Annotated in this window: 15 protein-coding genes and 1 pseudogene; all 16 read right to left on the bottom strand. The window is 69.2% G+C overall.

Going from position 1 to position 15,919, the window contains the following annotated elements:
* Window positions 1-135 precede the first annotated feature (135 nt).
* Window positions 136-1,056 (bottom strand): annotated as a pseudogene (locus tag JOF44_RS21230) (recombinase family protein); the annotation flags it as partial.
* A gap of 146 nt (window positions 1,057-1,202) precedes the next feature.
* Window positions 1,203-1,400 carry a hypothetical protein gene (locus JOF44_RS03910; RefSeq protein WP_209887621.1) on the bottom strand — a complete coding sequence of 66 codons (198 nt, stop codon included), beginning with the start codon at window positions 1,398-1,400 and terminating at the stop codon, window positions 1,203-1,205.
* The gene (locus tag JOF44_RS03905) at window positions 1,400-2,026 is read right to left on the bottom strand and encodes a hypothetical protein (protein WP_209887618.1); all 627 of its coding nucleotides are present in this window, start codon (window positions 2,024-2,026) and stop codon (window positions 1,400-1,402) included. The genes JOF44_RS03910 and JOF44_RS03905 overlap by 1 nt, the downstream gene beginning before the upstream one ends.
* Window positions 2,027-2,044: 18 nt before the next feature.
* The gene (locus tag JOF44_RS03900; RefSeq protein ID WP_209887615.1) at window positions 2,045-2,512 is read right to left on the bottom strand and encodes a single-stranded DNA-binding protein; all 468 of its coding nucleotides are present in this window, start codon (window positions 2,510-2,512) and stop codon (window positions 2,045-2,047) included.
* Between the two features lie 89 nt (window positions 2,513-2,601).
* Window positions 2,602-4,353 carry a type IV secretory system conjugative DNA transfer family protein gene (locus tag JOF44_RS03895; protein WP_209887612.1) on the bottom strand — a complete coding sequence of 584 codons (1,752 nt, stop codon included), beginning with the start codon at window positions 4,351-4,353 and terminating at the stop codon, window positions 2,602-2,604.
* 26 nt (window positions 4,354-4,379) lie between these two features.
* Entirely contained in the window at window positions 4,380-4,943 is a 564-nt protein-coding gene (locus tag JOF44_RS03890; RefSeq protein ID WP_209887609.1) for a hypothetical protein, read from the bottom strand.
* On the bottom strand, window positions 4,943-6,430 hold the full coding sequence (locus JOF44_RS03885) for an ATP-binding protein (protein WP_209887607.1): 1,488 nt from the start codon (window positions 6,428-6,430) through the stop codon (window positions 4,943-4,945). The genes JOF44_RS03890 and JOF44_RS03885 overlap by 1 nt, the downstream gene beginning before the upstream one ends.
* A complete protein-coding gene (locus JOF44_RS03880; protein ID WP_209887604.1) occupies window positions 6,427-7,287 on the bottom strand; it encodes a hypothetical protein in 861 nt (286 codons plus the stop codon). Before JOF44_RS03880 ends, JOF44_RS03885 begins: the two co-directional genes overlap by 4 nt.
* 101 nt (window positions 7,288-7,388) lie before the next feature.
* On the bottom strand, window positions 7,389-8,852 hold the full coding sequence (locus JOF44_RS03875) for an SCO6880 family protein (protein WP_209887601.1): 1,464 nt from the start codon (window positions 8,850-8,852) through the stop codon (window positions 7,389-7,391).
* A gap of 4 nt (window positions 8,853-8,856) precedes the next feature.
* Complete coding sequence (locus JOF44_RS03870) at window positions 8,857-10,314, bottom strand: conjugal transfer protein TrbL (protein WP_209887598.1); 1,458 nt, start codon at window positions 10,312-10,314, stop codon at window positions 8,857-8,859.
* A gap of 40 nt (window positions 10,315-10,354) precedes the next feature.
* Entirely contained in the window at window positions 10,355-10,675 is a 321-nt protein-coding gene (locus JOF44_RS03865) for a DUF6112 family protein (RefSeq protein ID WP_209887595.1), read from the bottom strand.
* 137 nt (window positions 10,676-10,812) lie between these two features.
* A complete protein-coding gene (locus JOF44_RS03860; RefSeq protein ID WP_209887592.1) occupies window positions 10,813-11,079 on the bottom strand; it encodes a DUF6112 family protein in 267 nt (88 codons plus the stop codon).
* Between the two features lie 5 nt (window positions 11,080-11,084).
* Window positions 11,085-12,749, bottom strand: coding sequence for a M23 family metallopeptidase (locus tag JOF44_RS03855; RefSeq protein WP_209887590.1), 1,665 nt, complete (start codon window positions 12,747-12,749; stop codon window positions 11,085-11,087).
* Window positions 12,750-12,766: 17 nt separating this feature from the next.
* Entirely contained in the window at window positions 12,767-13,465 is a 699-nt protein-coding gene (locus JOF44_RS03850; RefSeq protein WP_209887587.1) for a hypothetical protein, read from the bottom strand.
* Between the two features lie 42 nt (window positions 13,466-13,507).
* Window positions 13,508-14,521 carry a ParB N-terminal domain-containing protein gene (locus tag JOF44_RS03845; protein WP_209887585.1) on the bottom strand — a complete coding sequence of 338 codons (1,014 nt, stop codon included), beginning with the start codon at window positions 14,519-14,521 and terminating at the stop codon, window positions 13,508-13,510.
* Entirely contained in the window at window positions 14,518-15,414 is an 897-nt protein-coding gene (locus tag JOF44_RS03840) for a hypothetical protein (protein ID WP_209887582.1), read from the bottom strand. Before JOF44_RS03840 ends, JOF44_RS03845 begins: the two co-directional genes overlap by 4 nt.
* Between the last annotated feature and the right edge of the window lie 505 nt (window positions 15,415-15,919).

Raw genomic sequence — 15,919 nt, 5'->3', positions numbered from 1 at the left:
GTAGCGATCTCCTTGCTTGTCACGGGGCCGTTCGATCATGAGCTTGGCGCCGCACGAGCAGCACACGGTCCCCTTGAGGTAGTGGTCGTACTTCTGAGGCCGCTCACCGACGGCGTTCTTCGCATTGAGCTGCGTCTGGACGCGCAGCCACGTGTTTGGGTCGACAAGCGGGGTGTGGGCGCCGTCGTAGGTGACGCCGCGGAAGGTGACGGTGCCCTGGTAGTAGGGGTTGGTCAGGATCTTGTGCAGCCCGGTAGTGGTGACCGGTCTTGCCGGCTGTGAGGGTGTGGGGCGGGTTGTCAGGCCGCGGGTCTTCAACTCGCGTGCGAGGGAGGACAGGGACCAGTCGCCGGTGGCGTAGGCGGTGAACGCGAACCGGATCAGCTCGGCACGGTTGATGTCGGGTTCGACGTCGCGGACTTCTCGTCCCTTGGTGTCGGTGGTGCGCACGTTCAGGTAGCCCAACGGTGCCTTGGTCGGAGTGCCGCCGATTGAAGCCTTCTGCGTCATGCCTTTGAGGACTTCCTGGGCGAGGTTGAGGGAGTAGAACTCTGCCATCGAGGCGAGGATGCCGTGCATGAGCATGCCGGAGGGTGACTCGTCGATGTTCTCCGTGACCGAGACCAGGGTGATGTTCGCCCCGCGCAACGTGGCATGGATGATGGCGTCGTCGAGCCGGTTGCGAGCGAGCCGGTCGACCTTGTTGATGATGCATAACTGCACCGGATTTGCGGCGATGTAGTCGAGCATCTCCTGCAACGCGCGCCTGCGGGCGGTCTTGGCGGACTCGCCGGGCTCGATGAATTCCTTGACGATGACCGCGCCGAGCTGTTCGGCCTTGCGCTGGGCGGCTTCACGCTGAGCGGGAATGGACAGACCTTCTTCGAGGCCGTTGCGGGTGGCCTGATCCTTGGTAGAGACCCGCAGGTAAGCGACCGCGGGCACAAGTCCGTCCGACCGTTCCTCCCTGACCACGGCCGTCTGTTGAGGTTTGTCGGCGGCGAGGGCGCGGAGTGCTGCGAGGTCGATGCCGGAAGGAAGATGGATGGGAGCCATCGGGTGACCGCCTTTCAGTGCCCAACTGTTCGGTTGGGTGTCTGGGGCGCCGGGTGGCGGTCATGTCAGGATTCGAAAAGAACACCCCGGGGCGGGGTTTTGGGTCGGTGCCAGCGACGCCATGATCGTCGTGTTGGCTTCTGATTCTACCGTCCGGGTGTGAGCAGTTGGCGAAGGTGCTTGCCTGCTTGGGCGGTGACATCGTCGTCGGACGCGCGCAGAGCCAGGCGGATGAGGACTTCGGCGACCTTCTCAGCGTCGATCTCCTCGCGCCGGTCGAACCGGACCCGGACCGGTCGGTCTGCGTCGGCCCGTTCGGTCTTGCGCCCGTAGGAGCGCACCATCAGCGCGCGCCTTGCTGGCGGTGGTCACCGACGCGATGGTCGAACACTTCACCGGTGGCGTCGTCGATGGTGGCGAAGAACGCGTCCTCGGCGGCTTGCCGCTGCTTGACCTGTTCGCGGACGAAGTCGACGAACTCATCGTCACGGTCACCGATGACGATGTCCTCCATCGGCGGTGCGGGCTCTTCGCCGGGCCAGGTGGTCTGCCGGGTGGGACGGTCCCGGTCGAGACGGGTGCCGGAAGCAGCGACCCAGTCGCGCAGCCGTACCCTGGCATCGGCGAAGTCACGGTGCCAACCGATGGGTGCGGAGCCGTTCTGCTCAGGATCGTAGGCGCTTAGCCAGTGCAGGTGCAGGGCAGATAGCTCCCAGACCAGTTCGGGGTGGTGGTGCCAGAACGGTGGGATCACGGCGGCGGGGAGCCCGTAGGTGTGGCGGAGCCAGTCGATCCACCGGTTCAGTTCCAGCCATTCTTGTTCCAGGTCGTGGGCGGAGAGCAAGTTCCAGTTCACCGGGTGCGGCGGTCCGCCCACCGACTCATTGGCCATCTCAGTGTCGAAGTCGTCGTCCAGGTCGTCATCGAGGTCGCTCTCGTCGGGCTCCGGGGGCGGCGTGTGCGCGTTCATGATGCTGCTCCTCCCGGTTCAGCGACCCAGCACCGGAGCATCGGCAGCCGACCGGGCTTGAGGCGGGTCGAACGCTCGGTTCTGCTCGCGGGTAGTGCTCTCGTGCTCTGCGGTGACGCCCGAGCGGCGGGGTGTGCGGTCCACGTCGTAGCGGGTCCGGGCGGTGTCGTGGCCGATCTTCTTGGCCACGAACTCCTCGCCCTCGATCTGCTGCCCGTCGCGGGTGTAGGAGTACTCGTGCGCGTAGCCTTCGGCGACGAAATTGTCGCCCTTTGTGAACCGCTCGTAGGCGCGTTCGGCGGTGGCCCGGTACAGCACGAGATTGCTGAAGCTCGGCTCCAGCTTCGTGAAGGACCCGTCCGGGTCCTTGTGGTAGTTCTCCTGCCCGAACCGGGCATAGAACCGAGCGTCACCGTTCTCCGTGGTGGTGAGCTGCGGATCGGTGGCGATGAACCCCGAGATGGATTGCTGCGTGCGGATAGCCATCGGACTATTCCTTCCTGACAAGTGCCGCGTCCCCGTGAGTCGGGGTCGCTCCTGTCAGGCAGGTGCACACGCCGATCCACGCAATGGGGTCAGGGCTGCGCGGGGCGGCGCAGCAGTGTCTCGATCTCGACGCGGTCGGCCTTCAACCGAGCCGCGTCGGGCCGGGACGGCCAGGGGTGCAAGTCAGTGACGATTGGTGGCGCCGAGCGCAGCAGGGTGACACCGGTGCCGAACGGCAATGTCCTGATCCGGTCCGGTGGCAGGATCGCGACGCGGCGGATGGAGCGTTGGTTGGAGCGGGTGCCGTGGTCGCCGAGGGTGACGGAGTCGGTGTATTCGTCGCGTTCGCCGATGAGGGTGGAGAGGTCTTGGAGGTCGCGGCTGTTGGAGGCGCCGCCGAGGATGATTTTGGCGATGCTGGCGTCCCAGATCGCGCCGGCGGCGTTGTCATTCCACTTGTTCCGCGCCTGCGCCAACGACTGCAACACTGGGAGGGTGGTGATGCCGGTACCGCCGCCTTCGGCCATCAAGGTCGGTAACGACGGTAGGGGTGCGATGTTGCCGATCTCGTCCAGTGCGAGCAGTAGGGGCGGGTCGAGTCGTGCGCCCGGTGAGCGGGCGGCGATCCGGCGTGCGGTTTCGATGAGGTCTTCGACGAACGCGGCGACCAGGGCGGCGGACGCCCCAGCACCGGCACCGGTGGCGAGCAGATAGAGAGTTCCGCGCTCGTGGATAAAGCGTTCAGGGTCGAAGTCCTCACCGGGTCGTGGTGTCACGGCGTCGAGTACGCGGGGGTCGGCCAGCGCCCCGAGTGCCAGCGCCACGCCTTGCCAGATGGAGTCTCGGGTCTTCGGGTCGGCGTCGATCATCGCCCCGAGCGAGTCCGCCCACCCGGTCGCCGCTTGTGCCGAGTTCGACAGGATGGCGACGGCTTCGGCGGCCGCGGAGGGGTCAAGAGTCCATCGGAACAACTCGGCCGGCGGCCGGTGGTCGAGGGCCGCGGCGTGCAGGAGCGATTGGAGGGCTGTACGTGTTTTGCCTTCCCAGAAGCCCCCGGACTCGACCCCACCGGCGGACAGCCCGGTGGCCGCGGCCAGTCCGGTGGCGCGGATCATCGCCGTCAGCGGGTCTTCGCAGCCGCGGATAGGTGACCAGCGCATCCCGGCAGGCAGCCCCTCAGCCAAGCGCTGCGGGTCGAAGACGGCGACGGGGCCGACCCGCTCGCGGGCGCGGAGGGTGGCGGTGAGGTTGTCCGGCCGCGTGCTGGTGGTGACGACGGCGCCGGGCGCGTCGAGGATCGCCGGGATCACGATGTGCAGGCCTTTGCCGGATCGGGGTGGACCGATGAGCAGGATCGAGTCCTCCACACTCGCCCAGACCTCACGCCCCTTGGAGGTGCCAATCCGATAGCCGACATCCGACGGCACTGAATCGCTCAGCGAGGGCCGAAGTGTCCCGGCGCGGCGTAGCAGCGCCTTGCCCGAAGCGGTCTGGGCGACTTCGTGGCTGGTGGCGGTCCCGGCGAGGCGCCGCGGGTCACGCTCGACCTTCCGTGAGTGCCGTCGTAACCGACCCCACACCCATGCACCGGTGGCCATGAGCCCTGCGAGCAGGGCCGCGGTGGTGATCCAGTAGGCGACCGGGTGCAGGCCATCGGCGGCCAGCGCGCTTGCGGGGTCTGCGGGGTTGAACAGCACCCCGAGTCCTGCGGCCGGGCCGGCTTCGGGTTGGTGTGTGCCGGTGAGGAACGCCGCGACGGACCCTGCGGCGCGGAGGATGAGCGCGACCCCGAACATGCCGACCAGGCCGACGAGGGCGGCGTTGGTCAGCTCCTCGCCCATGCTTCCGGTCTGCCGTTGCGGTGCGCTCACGGCAACCGCCGCACATGCAGGGTCCCCGAGACGCGGCCCAGCAACACGACCTCACCCGTCCCGTCGCGCAGGACGGGCCGGAAGCGGTCGAGGTGAAGAGCCCGCGCCGTCCCGGTGCCCGTTGCGTCGGTGTGGGAAATGATGACCGCGACGGCGACGTCCTCGCCGGGCACGAACCCGTCTGCGGTCACCTCCGCCAGCGCGGGGCCGCGGGGTTTCGTCGTGTGCTTCCCCCGCCCCGAGGCTGGCTCGCTGGGTTCGGCATCGGCGGGTGGCGGGGTGCGGCGTCGGGCGCGGATGACGTCGGTGAACACGGCCCCGTCGGTTTCGCGGACCTCGATGCGCACGGTGATCGTCCGGTCGGCGGTGATGGCGTCCAGGACGGTGCCGAAGGTGCTCCGCGTCCACGTCTCTGCCTCCGATGGCGGCGGGAAGTCGGTGCCGTCGACCGTGACGTCCAAGGCGCCGGTCTTGGTGACGGTGATGACGACGTGCGGCAACACCACCGGGGTCTCCTCGGGCTTTTGCGGGCTCGTGCGGTGTGGGGGCTTGCGGTTCATCACTTCACCCCCGAGGTGAGCCGGGAGCTGGTGTCGAACAGTTCCAGCTCGGCCGGATGCAGCTGGTGCTGCGTCACGAAGGCACGGTCTTTGATCCGCCAGAGCCCCTGCCCGACCCCCAGGGATGGGAGGAGTTTCTGCTCCGTGCCGGTGAGCCCGAGGGCGTGCGCGGTGGAGCCCAGCTGATCGGACTCCTGCCGGTAGACAATCCGGGTCTCGGCATTGGCCAGGAGGCTGTTGGCCAGGGAGCGCATGGCGGAGCCGGCATCGCCGACGTTGTCGAGGTCGGAGAGCTTGTGGAAGATCAGCATGTTCGCGATCCCGTAATGCCGCGCCAGCCTCCAGTGCGCATCCATCCGGCGCAGCAGGGCAGGATGGGACATCAGCCGCCAGGCTTCGTCATAGATCACCCAGCGTTGCCCACCGGCCGGGTCCAGCAGTGCCGACTCCATCCACGCCGACGAGCACGTCATCAACACCGACATGAGCGTGGCGTTTTCCGTCACGCGGGACAGATCGAGCGAGATCATCGGCAAGGCGGGATCGAACGCCACGGTCGAGGGTCCGTCGAACAGGCCGGCGAGGTCACCGGCCACCAGGCGGCGCAGGGCGTGGCCAACGAGCCGGCCGTCTTCGGCCAACCTGCCGTCTGCTTCGTCGTTCGGGGTGAGGATGCGGTCGACGACCATCGGCAGGATCGGCACGGTGTTCTCCCGCACCGTCTCGGTCAGCGCCAGGTCGATCGCGGTGTGCTCCAAGGGTGTCAGACCGCGGGCGAGGACGGTTTCTGCCAGGGCGCCGATGAGGTCGCGGCGGCGGGAGGCGACCGTGGTGGACCACTGCGCATCCGAGAGCCCGGATGGTCGGTGACCCTCGTCGAGGGGGTTGAGGCGGGTGTTCAGGCCGTGGCCGAGGACGATCGCTCGCCCGCCGACCGCTTCGGCCACGCGGGTGTGTTCGCCCTTGGGATCGCCGGGCACGTACACGCGCCGCCCGAACGGCAACGACCGCGTGTAAAGCGACTTCGCCAGGGCGGACTTGCCGGAGCCGACGATCCCGGCCAGGACGAGGTTGGGAGCGGTGATGACCCCACGGGCGTAGAGCACCCAGGGGTCGTAGACAAAGGAGCCGCCGGAGTAGAGGTCTTGGCCGACGAACACTCCGTCGGCGCCCAGACCGCCCTCGGCGACGAACGGATACGCGCCGGCCAACGTCGCGGACGTGTCCTGGTGCCTGGGGAGGTGGAATCTGCCCGGTGTGCGCAGCGCTGCCGGTCCGGGTTCACCGGCGGCAGGCAGATACGTCGTCGCACGGCGTTCGGCGCGCTCAGCGTCGGCCTTTGCTCGCGCTGCTGCCTGCTCGGTTCGGCGCTGTTCGGCTTGGAGGCGGGCGGCCGCCTCCCGGCGCTGCTTGCGCAGTCGGCGTCGCTCCTTCGCCGGAGCGACCAGCACCGAGGTGTGCAGCCGCTCGGTCTCGCGCGCGCTCATCGGGACAGCCCCCGCCCTGCCGGCCCGGCCGTGCGGGCGGGCCCGGCGAACCAGTCCTCCTGCGCCGCGGGCGATGTCCGCAGCGATCGCTCCCGCATTGCTGTGCGGGTAGCATGCGATGTGCTCGTGTCGAGGGGACCGACGTCGGCGATGGCTTCACGGGCGGGCACCACATCGGCGTCGTCCAGTTCCGCATCGGGTGGGACGGTGTGCTGGCGCAGCAGGCTGACGTGCCCCATGGCCGGGTTGTAGGTCAGGGCGTAGTCGCCCTCGGTCGCGACCCGGTCGAGTGCCCCGGTCGGGGGTGCGTCGAAGACGTAGCCGTTCTCCATGGCGGCGTCGGTGGTCTCCTCCCCGAAGTCCCACTGAGCAAGGTGGGTGATCGCGGTGTCGGTGCCCTCGCGGTCGATCAGGTCCAGCACCTCCTCCGCCTCCTCGCCCTGGAGGAACACCACGGAGACCCACCGCCGCTCGGCAGTATCGGTCGGCGCCTCGTGGGAGACGGCGGGCTCGGGGTGCCAGGCGATCCGCCCCGAATGGGAGAACGCGGCATCGAGGCGGTCCTGGGCCTGGTCGAGCAGGGTGCCGGCGTGGTGCAGCTCGTCGGCGGCAGCGAACACGCTGTCCGATCCTGCGAGGTGATCGCCGTCGTCATCGTGGGCACGGTCGCGGTGGGTCAGATGCGTGTTGGCGAGCTGGTCGAGCACCTGCCGCAGTGACCGGACGCTGGCCACGAGGTCACCGAACACCGCGTACGTGTCGGCGGGATCGTCGAAGACCCGGCTGGCGTGCGCGAGGCCGCGCAGCGCTTCGGATGCTTCAGCGGCATCGAGGAGCGGGTCATGGAACGTGGGCATGAGCGCCTCCTGTGGGCGAGAACGGAAAACCCCGGCATCCGGGGCTCGCCTGTCAGGTGCACGCACGCCCCCACCGTGAGCCCCGCCCCGCGTGAGTTGGGTCAGATGTGGCGGCACAGCGGCAGCGCGGCAGCGGTGAACGCCGCGGCCTGCTGGCCGACCAGTAGCCGGGTCTCGCAGGAGGCTTGGATGGCGGCCTGTTCGATCGCGGCCACGGCGGCGTCGAGTTCGTCGACGGTCGGTGCGGAGACGCTGATGAGGCCGGTGTAGCGCAGCACGCCGTGGCCAGCGGTCAGGTCGGCTTCCTGCTGGAGGACGTCGTGGTATTCGGCCGTGTGGGCGGCGTCTTCGATCTGCCCGATCTTGGCGCGTTGGGCCTGGTCGGAGATGTGCTCGACCTTCTTCTTGCGGATGTCCCGGGCCGCCTGGTCCGAGCGCATCGGCGTGCACAGCAGCGAGAACGAGCGCTGGATGCCGGTAGAGAGCAGCACCGGGGACAGGAACCCCGGGTAGACCATGGAACGCGGCCACTCATTGATCCACAGCACGGCGTGGTGGGCGGAGTCGGTGCGCAGTCTGGTCCAGGATTCGTTGACGGCCACGGGTCCGGCCGTGGCGAGGTGCTGGCCGAGTTCGCCGTGGCGCGCCAATGTGGCGGCGATGGCCGGGTCGTACGCGGCGCGCAGGATGACGGCGATCTGCCCAGGACTCAGCCAGCCCGAGGGGGTGAGGTCGGCCGAGCGCAGGGCGGCGGTGAGGGTGGACATCTCCTGACGCAGCACGGCGGCAGCACCCCGGATGCCACCCCCGGCGGTCCTGATCTGCCGCGCGCTGGTCTTCATGTCCAGGCTCAGTGACAAGGTGGTGGCGTGGCGTTCCCCGGCCGGGCCGGCACGATCGATCAACTCTGCGTAGGTGGTTGCGGCCCACGTGTCCTCGGCGGTGCCGTGGGTCGCCCACCATTCGGCCAGCCCGGTGCCGGAGTCTGGCAGAGTACGCTCCAGCACCTGGAGGGTCGCGATCCGCCCGGAGCGGCACACGGTGGCCAGCACCCGACCCCACGAGGTGACCCGGCGTTCCTGCTCGCCGGGATCAAGCAGCACGAACGCAGGATGGGCCACCTCGCACACCACGGTCAGGGTCTGCTGGTGAGGGTCATGGACCATCCCGGCGCCGGTGTCGGGATCGGCGTATTCGCGCAGCCGGGCCATGTCACCGGGCAGCGCGAGCGTGCCGGCCGGCCGTGGGACAACGATGCGGCGCCGGTACAGGAGCTGACCACCGGTCGCACGCCACAGCCACCAAAACGTGACCGGCAGCCATTCCACGGCCGGACGCCCGGCGACCGGTACCCACGTCAGGGCGGCGGACAGCACCCAGACCGGCGCGGTGTAAGCCAGCAGGATGCCACCGCCTGCATACAGCGCGACCACGACGGCGAGGACACCGGTCGACAGCGCGACGAGTTGGGATAAGGAGAGGCCGAGGAGGATGCCGCGCCGGGTCAGGCGGGAGAACTTGACCGGCACCAGCGCGGTCGAGGGCTCTTTCTGCTTCGAGGTCATGCCTTCACTCCTTCCCAGTGGGCTTCGGCGCCGGCGGTGGTGGCGGCTTCGGCGGACGCGGCTCCGGCTGTGAGGGGCCGGTCGACGGTGCCGCGGATGCCGGCTTGGGCGTGGGGCTCGAAGGCGGGGGCGCTTGCGATGGCGGTGGGGTGCTGCCGGACTGCCCAGCGGCGTCGGCGGCGGTCTCTCCCTGACTGCCGAGCGCTGTGCTGGCCTTGGGGCCAGCGGTGGCGGCGTCCTTGGCGACCTTCGCGCCGATCACCGGGGCTGCGGCCGGACCAGCCGCCGCAGCACCAGCACCTGCACCAGCTCCAGCTGTGCCGCTCGCGCCGGCGGACCCGGAGCCTGCGGCGGCGGCTTTCCCTCCGCCTGCCCCGGCAGTGCTCCCCGCAGCCTGGGATGTCGGAGTCTTCGGCTGCGGCGGGGTCTTCCCACCGCTGTCGCTGCTACCGCCGCCACCGCTGTTGCTGCCCCCGCCGCTGCCGCTGTTGCCTCCGTCGAGGACCTTCTGCGGGCCGTCGCCGGCCGGTTTGCTCGGTGTCGGGACGGGCCGGTTGAGGGCGGTCTTCGCGTCCTGCTCGGACCCGATCGCGTGATACATGTCAAAGCCCACAAAGGACAGGAACTTGTACGTCAGGTAGGGGGCGAACGCGGCCATCGCCATCAGCACGATCCCGGCAATCGGATCGCTGACCGAGGACAGGTCGCCATCGATCGGTGCGGCCACCTGAGTGATAGCGACAAGGAACATCACGACCAGGACCAGCTTCGAGCAGATCAGGGCGATGACGAACATCGCCCACTTGCCGATCCACCCCCGCGTCGCATCCCACGACGCGCCGGAGAACGCCAGGGGTGCAAGCACGATCGCCACCAGCAGCAACGCCTTCCGCACGAGGAGGGAGAGCCACACGATGGCCGCCGCGCTGATGGCGAGGCCGGCGAGGAAGATCGTGATGATCGCCCCCACCCCGGGCGCGGCGATATTGATGCCGACCAGTCCCGCGGCCAGCAGGGTGATCTTGTCGCCCATCGACTCGGTGGTCTCGCCGGCGGCCTGGATGATCCCGACGCACAGCTGATCCACGATCTCCAACAACAACGCCGTCAGGATGATGACGACGAAGCTGCCGAGCACGGACTTCGCCAGACCGAGCGCGGCCCTGCCCAGGGCGGTGGGGTCGCGGCGGATCAGACCGGTGATGAGTTGGAGGCAGAAGAAGATCAGCATCACGAACACCGCGATGCCGAACAAAATGTTGTAGACCGCCACGTACTCGGGCCTCGTGACGTCCACGAAGGTGGTGGTGTCGAACACCGTCCAGACGGCCTCGAACAACCAGCCGGCGGCAGCGCCCATTGCTTGGGCGAGCCAGTCGAACGGCGCCGCCACCAGCGAGGCCGCTGCTTCGCCGGCGGTGTCGCACACGGTCGAGATGATGGGAACATCGCACACACCCACCGCAATCACTCCTCAGATCGAGTTGATGGACGGGGTGGGGTCAGACCTGCTGGCCGACGTTCCAGAAGAAGTTGATCAGCGTCACCGACGCGCCGCAGATCACCGCGGCACCGCAGGAGACGAGGACGCCCACCTTGCCCCGGCCAGCGAGATGCGGGTTGGAGGAGTTGGCGCCGAAGCCCCACACGATCGCCGAGATGATCAGTGCGAGCACGGACAGGATCAGGCCGATGGTCATGACCGCGCCGACGATGGTGCGCAGCTGGGCGATCCCGGGAAGACCGGAATCGTTGGGGTCGATGTCGATGTTCATCGGCACCAGTACGGGTGCGGCCAGGACGGTGGTGATGAGGTCGAACACGGTGGGTCTCCTGACGAACGGACCCGCCCCGGAGGGCGGGGAACGCGGATGGGTTCGTCGGTCAGGTGCACCGCCCGCCCCACAGTCCTAAGAACGCGGCACCGCGCGGCGCGAGGGTTCGCAGGCGGGCAAGAGAGTCAGAGTTGCTGGCCGAGGTCGATGAGCCAGTTCAGCCACGCCACCCCGCCGCCAGCCAGGACCACGGCACCGAGCGCGGTCCAGGCGCCGATGCGCGCCTTGGTGGCGGCGGCGTGCTGGCCGTTGGCGGTGGCGAGTGCCCAGATGAGGGCGCAGACGATCAGCATCAACACGGCGATCACCAGGACGAAGGTGAGCAGCGCGCCGATCACTTCGCGCAGGTCGCCGATCCCGCCGAGACCGTCGAAGTCGGGGAACACGTCCATGCCGCTCAGCTCCCGGACCGAACGGTGACGTGGAGGTGGTCATAGTGGCCGCCGGTGACGTCGCCAGGGTCGTGCATGCCGCCGCCGTTGTAGTCGCGCCAACCGCTGTCATCGCGGGCCAGTGACCAGATCTTGCCCTGCCAGATCAGATACTCGACACCGAGGGTCTCGGCGTGGTCTTTCATCCAGTTGGTGACGTCCCAGCCGGCTTCGAGCTGCGCCGGTGTGGGGTGCTGGCCGATGGCGTTGCCGAAGGTCAGATCGCAGGCCCGGCCGAGCGGGTGTTCGGAGCGGGTGCCGGGCCGCGGTGAGTAGCAGGCCCAGGAGGTGTCGGGGAAGGCGGCGGTGCCCTGCTGGTACAGGTGCAGCATCCGAGCGGTGATCTGTCCGTCGCTGGTGGGGTCGTCGACGAGCCGGTCCGGGTCACCGTCGAGGGGGTCGGGCAGCTCGCCCGGCGTGCTGGTGCCGGGGTCGCAGCCGGCCGGGGCGCCGGTCTCGGGTTCGGGGAGGTCGGCGGCATCATGGGCGTTGAGCCAGGCGGCGGGGTCGGTGTGCTCGCCGTCGGTGCCGCCGGTCCGGACCTCAAAATGCAGATGCGGCCCGGTGCTGTTGCCGGAGGAGCCGATGTCGCCGATGTGCTGGCCGGCGGTGACAGTGTCGCCGGGTTGGACGTGAATGCCGGTCTCCCACATATGCCCGTACGCGGTCGCCACAGCCTGCCCGTCGAGGGTGTGTTCGATGACGATGAGCCCGCCGTAGCCGCCGGAGAACTCGGCGACGGTGACGGTGCCATCGGCCGCCGCGAGGATCGGAGTGCCATCCGGGGCGGCGAAGTCGGTGCCGGTGTGGAACGAACTCTCCCCGGAGATCGGATGGACCCGCGGCCCATACTCGCTGGTCAGCACCCAGGTGCCCACGGGCACCGGGAACACCACCCGCGAAGACTCCGCCACCGTCTGAACCGCTGGCACCACCGTGTCGCCGGTCGACATCCCCGCAGTGACTGCGTCGGCTGTCGTGGTGGTGCCGGTGAGGGTGGTCAGGATGGTCTCGGCGACGGGCTCGTAGTTGCGGTACCGGTCGGGGTAGGCGGACACCTCGACGGCTTGGGCGGCTTCGCCCTTGTCCATCTGTTCCCAGCCGGGAATGTCCAACAGGCCACGTGGAGAGGGGTGGTTGGGGCCGGTGGGTCCGCCGAAGAACGCCTGCGCCTGATACGTCGGGTCCATCAACTCGGCGACGGTGCCCCACCCGGACTGCGGCCGCATCTGAAACAACCCCAGGGAGTCGTTGTCGGAACCGTCGCCGTCGTTGGGATAGTCCGCCGACTCCGGATAGACGCTCGTGTTGGACAGCATCCGCAGGGTGGACTCGGTCAGCGCCGCCATCAGCGCAATCACCAGCCCGTCCCGGGTCACCCCGTCGATGCCCGTGCCGGCCTCGATGATCGTCGCCGCATGCGTGAGCTGCTGCCGGTTCAGCGTGAAGGTCTCGCCGTTCGCTGTCGTGACCTCCAGCTCGTCGGGGACGTCGCCGACCCTGACGTTCACACCGGCCACGGTGCAGGAAGCCGAGGCGGCAGGGTTCATCACCACCCCGACCCCGACCAACACCAGCGACGGCGCCAGGAACACCAGCGCGAGGGCGACGAGGGCGAGCTTCTTCACCATGAGCAATCACCCCGGGTCTATCGGAGGGGGTTGTCGAGCTGGGACAACCGCAGCAGGTGGCAGGTGTCGTAGGTGGGCGCGCAGACGAGGAACACGGTGAACGCCACCGGATGCTCGGAGGTGACGGTCTCGTCGTTCCAGAGGCCGGTGCGGTGGCGGGTGCCCTCGATCGTGTAGGCGATGGTGCCCTCGGCGAGCTGCCCGGGTTGTGCCTGCTCGAGGGCCGCATCCCACGCGTCGGGGACGAACACCTCGTCGATGGTCAGGTGCTGGGCGGTGGCGTAGTGGCGCAGCTCGATCCACGCGTCCCGGTTCGGCAGGTAGGTGGCGATGTCGGAGGCGAGCCCGGCCTGCTCGGCACCCGAGGGGTCACCGACTGCGAGGACGACCGAGGTGTAGTCCAGGGGCATGAACCCGCTGGCCGTGTCCCAGGCGAACAGCGCCGTCGCGACGTTACGGGCGAAGGTCTCCGGATCAGCCGCGACCCGCACCGTCGGCAGACGCGGTGTCGCTGTCGAGGCCGGGACGCTGGGTGCTGTGGCGCCCAGCTCGGACCCGTCTTGGTCCTGCGCCGTGCCGGGCTGATTGCTCGTGGGTGGTCCGGTGATCAGTCCGTAGACGCCGACCCCGGCCAGCACCAGGACCGTCACGAGGGCGGCGAGTGCGGCGATCAGCCGGTGACGGGAACGCGGGGCAGACAGGTCGGGAGTCTTCATGCCCTGTAGGTGCACCACGTGCACCCGTAATCGCCCGAATGCTCAGAGGGCGCGCAGGTGCCCCCGTGCGGGCGGGGTCTCGTGGCCTGCCCGACGGTCGCGGGCGGTACGCAGTTCCTCGGCGAACCTGCTGGTGCCCTCGACGGCGATCAGGAAGGACTCGATCTGCTCATCGGTGAGTTCGGCGGCGAGCTGCTCGGCGTCGTAGTGGGTCCACCAGTCGGCCAGTTCGGTCCAGGTCAGCACGAACGCCCGCACCGGATACGGCACCGGCGCAGCATCATCGTCGGCTGGCGGCGCGGGTCGGGGGGCGCGTTTCTTGGCGGTCACGGTCTTCGCGCGGGCGAGCGCGTCGGCGGCAAGCTGGTGCAGGTCCGCCTCGCGCTGGTTCCTGGCCGTCTCGGCGAGATCGTGGATGTGCCGGTAGATCGGATCGACGGCGGCGCCGGCGTCGATCCGCTCCAGCTCGCCGGCCACGTATTGGCGTAGCTCGGCCGGCTGGGCGGGGTCGTCGGCAAGCTGCTGGAGGTAGCTGATCTTGTCCAGCGTGGTGTGGGATGCACCGCCCGGGACCATCGCCGCCGCCTGCTCCCGGGTCTTCCCGGAGGCGCCGGGTAACGGTGGTGCACAATTTGCACCACCGTCACTTCCAGGCTGATTCTCCGCACTGAACCGGGCCGCGGCCTGCCGGCGGGCGGCGTCCTCGGCCATCAGCACCTTCAGCTCCCGGTACAGGGCGGCGGCCTCGGTCTGGGTCAGGGGTTTGTGCAGGACGTTGTCGTCCTGCTCGGCCAAGAGGTGCCCGAGCCGGTCGGAGATGCCCGAGCGCACCCACACGTTGACGGTCTTCCAGCCGAGCTGTCTGATCGCGGTCAGCCTCCTGGCCCCGCACACGAGCACGCCGTCGGGTGTGATGGTGATGGGTTGGAGGAGGCCGTCGCGGTCGATGGAGGCAGCCAGTTCGTCGATGTCGCCCAGCTCGGTGCGGTGCCGGCGCCCCACCTGGATCGAGGCGACGGTGCGTTCCAGCTCGATGAACCCCGCCGGCGCGCTCATCGCGACCCGCCCCCACAAGGATTTCGGCTGCCGGGGGAGGCGAGGGAGATGGTGAGCACGAGGTCGTCGTCGCGCAGCAGCACCGGCAGGCTCTCGCCGATCAGCAGCCGCAGCAGCACGCCCCGCCCCGCGGTCGTGGCGGCGTAGGCGGGGTGCGGGTTTCCCAGCAGCGCCCGGAGCAGCGCCGTCCAGGAATGGCCGGGGATGTCGAGCAGGGCGCGGGCGTGCTTGTCGCGGCGCAGCGCCTCGTAGGTAGCCTGGCGGGTGCCGGTCTTGGTCAGCACCCCGCACACATGCTCGATACCGGCGCGCGCAGTGGCTGGCGGCCAGTCCAGCAGCGTGAACAACGCGATCGCATCCTCAACCGTGGAGCCCGCCGATGTGCAGGCGCGGGACGACGCTGAAGAACCGTCGCCCTCATCCCCGGGGGCGGTTGTGGTGTCGTCGATGATCTGGAACGCGGAGTGGTAGTCGGCCAGCGGGTTCTCCCGGTCGGAGAAGCGTTCGGGGTCGTGGAACGCTGAGATGTGCGGGCGGCGTGCCTGGTGGACCGAGCACAGGAGTCCTTGGGCGCGTTCTTCGAAGATGCAGGTGATCCGCACCGCGTGGGTGACCACCGCCCACGGATCAACCGCGGTCCTGGTGGCTTGGGTGCGCATCACGTCGAACGCCGCGCTGGCGGCCTCCCAGGGGTCCAGGCCGTGCTTATGCGCGAGCGGCGCGTACTTCTCCGCCGCGTGGGTCATCAGTTCCGCGGCGGTGGGGTCGTGCTCCCACGCACCCGGCCCGGCATCGTGCAGGCGAGTCAGCAGCCTGCGCAGGCCTTCGCTGCGCGTGAAATCCTCGCCGTTCTCGGTTCTCTGGCGATTGGTGGTGTGGGTGTTCTCGGTCATGGTTGGGGCACCTCCTGACAGGCAGGTGCGCACGCCGTCCCCAACGACGACGTCCATGCTGCCTACCCGGGTGGTGCTCATGACCTCTCACCTGCTCAGCTCATCCGACCGGCGACCGCGACGAAACGGACTGAGGGGTCCTGCTGCGGCCGAAGGCCGACAGCGGCGGCAACCGGCGCGCCCGATCCCCGAACCCCCGCACACCGGTGTTCGTGGCGGTGCGGGTGCGGCGAGCCAACTCGACCTCGAAGTCGATGCCCCGCCCCGCCAACGCCGCACCGTGGCGGGCAAGCAGGTCCGTAGGGCGCACCCACTCCACCCCCCGCGCACGAAGGCCCGCATCGTGGGCGAGCCGCTCACGGCTGTTACCCCGGAGACCAGCGATCCTCGCCGCTTGCACTGCCTCTGGTGTCCCCGCCTTCTCGGCCGGCGGTGTCTCGACCTGCTCGGCTGGCGTCGACGGCGGGTGGCCGGTCCCCGGCACCGCCGGTCGCCGGTGAGGTTC

Origin of the sequence: Brachybacterium fresconis (assembly GCF_017876515.1) — a bacterium.
Lineage (GTDB): Bacteria > Actinomycetota > Actinomycetes > Actinomycetales > Dermabacteraceae > Brachybacterium > Brachybacterium fresconis.
This window is presented reverse-complemented; position numbering and strand designations above follow the sequence as displayed.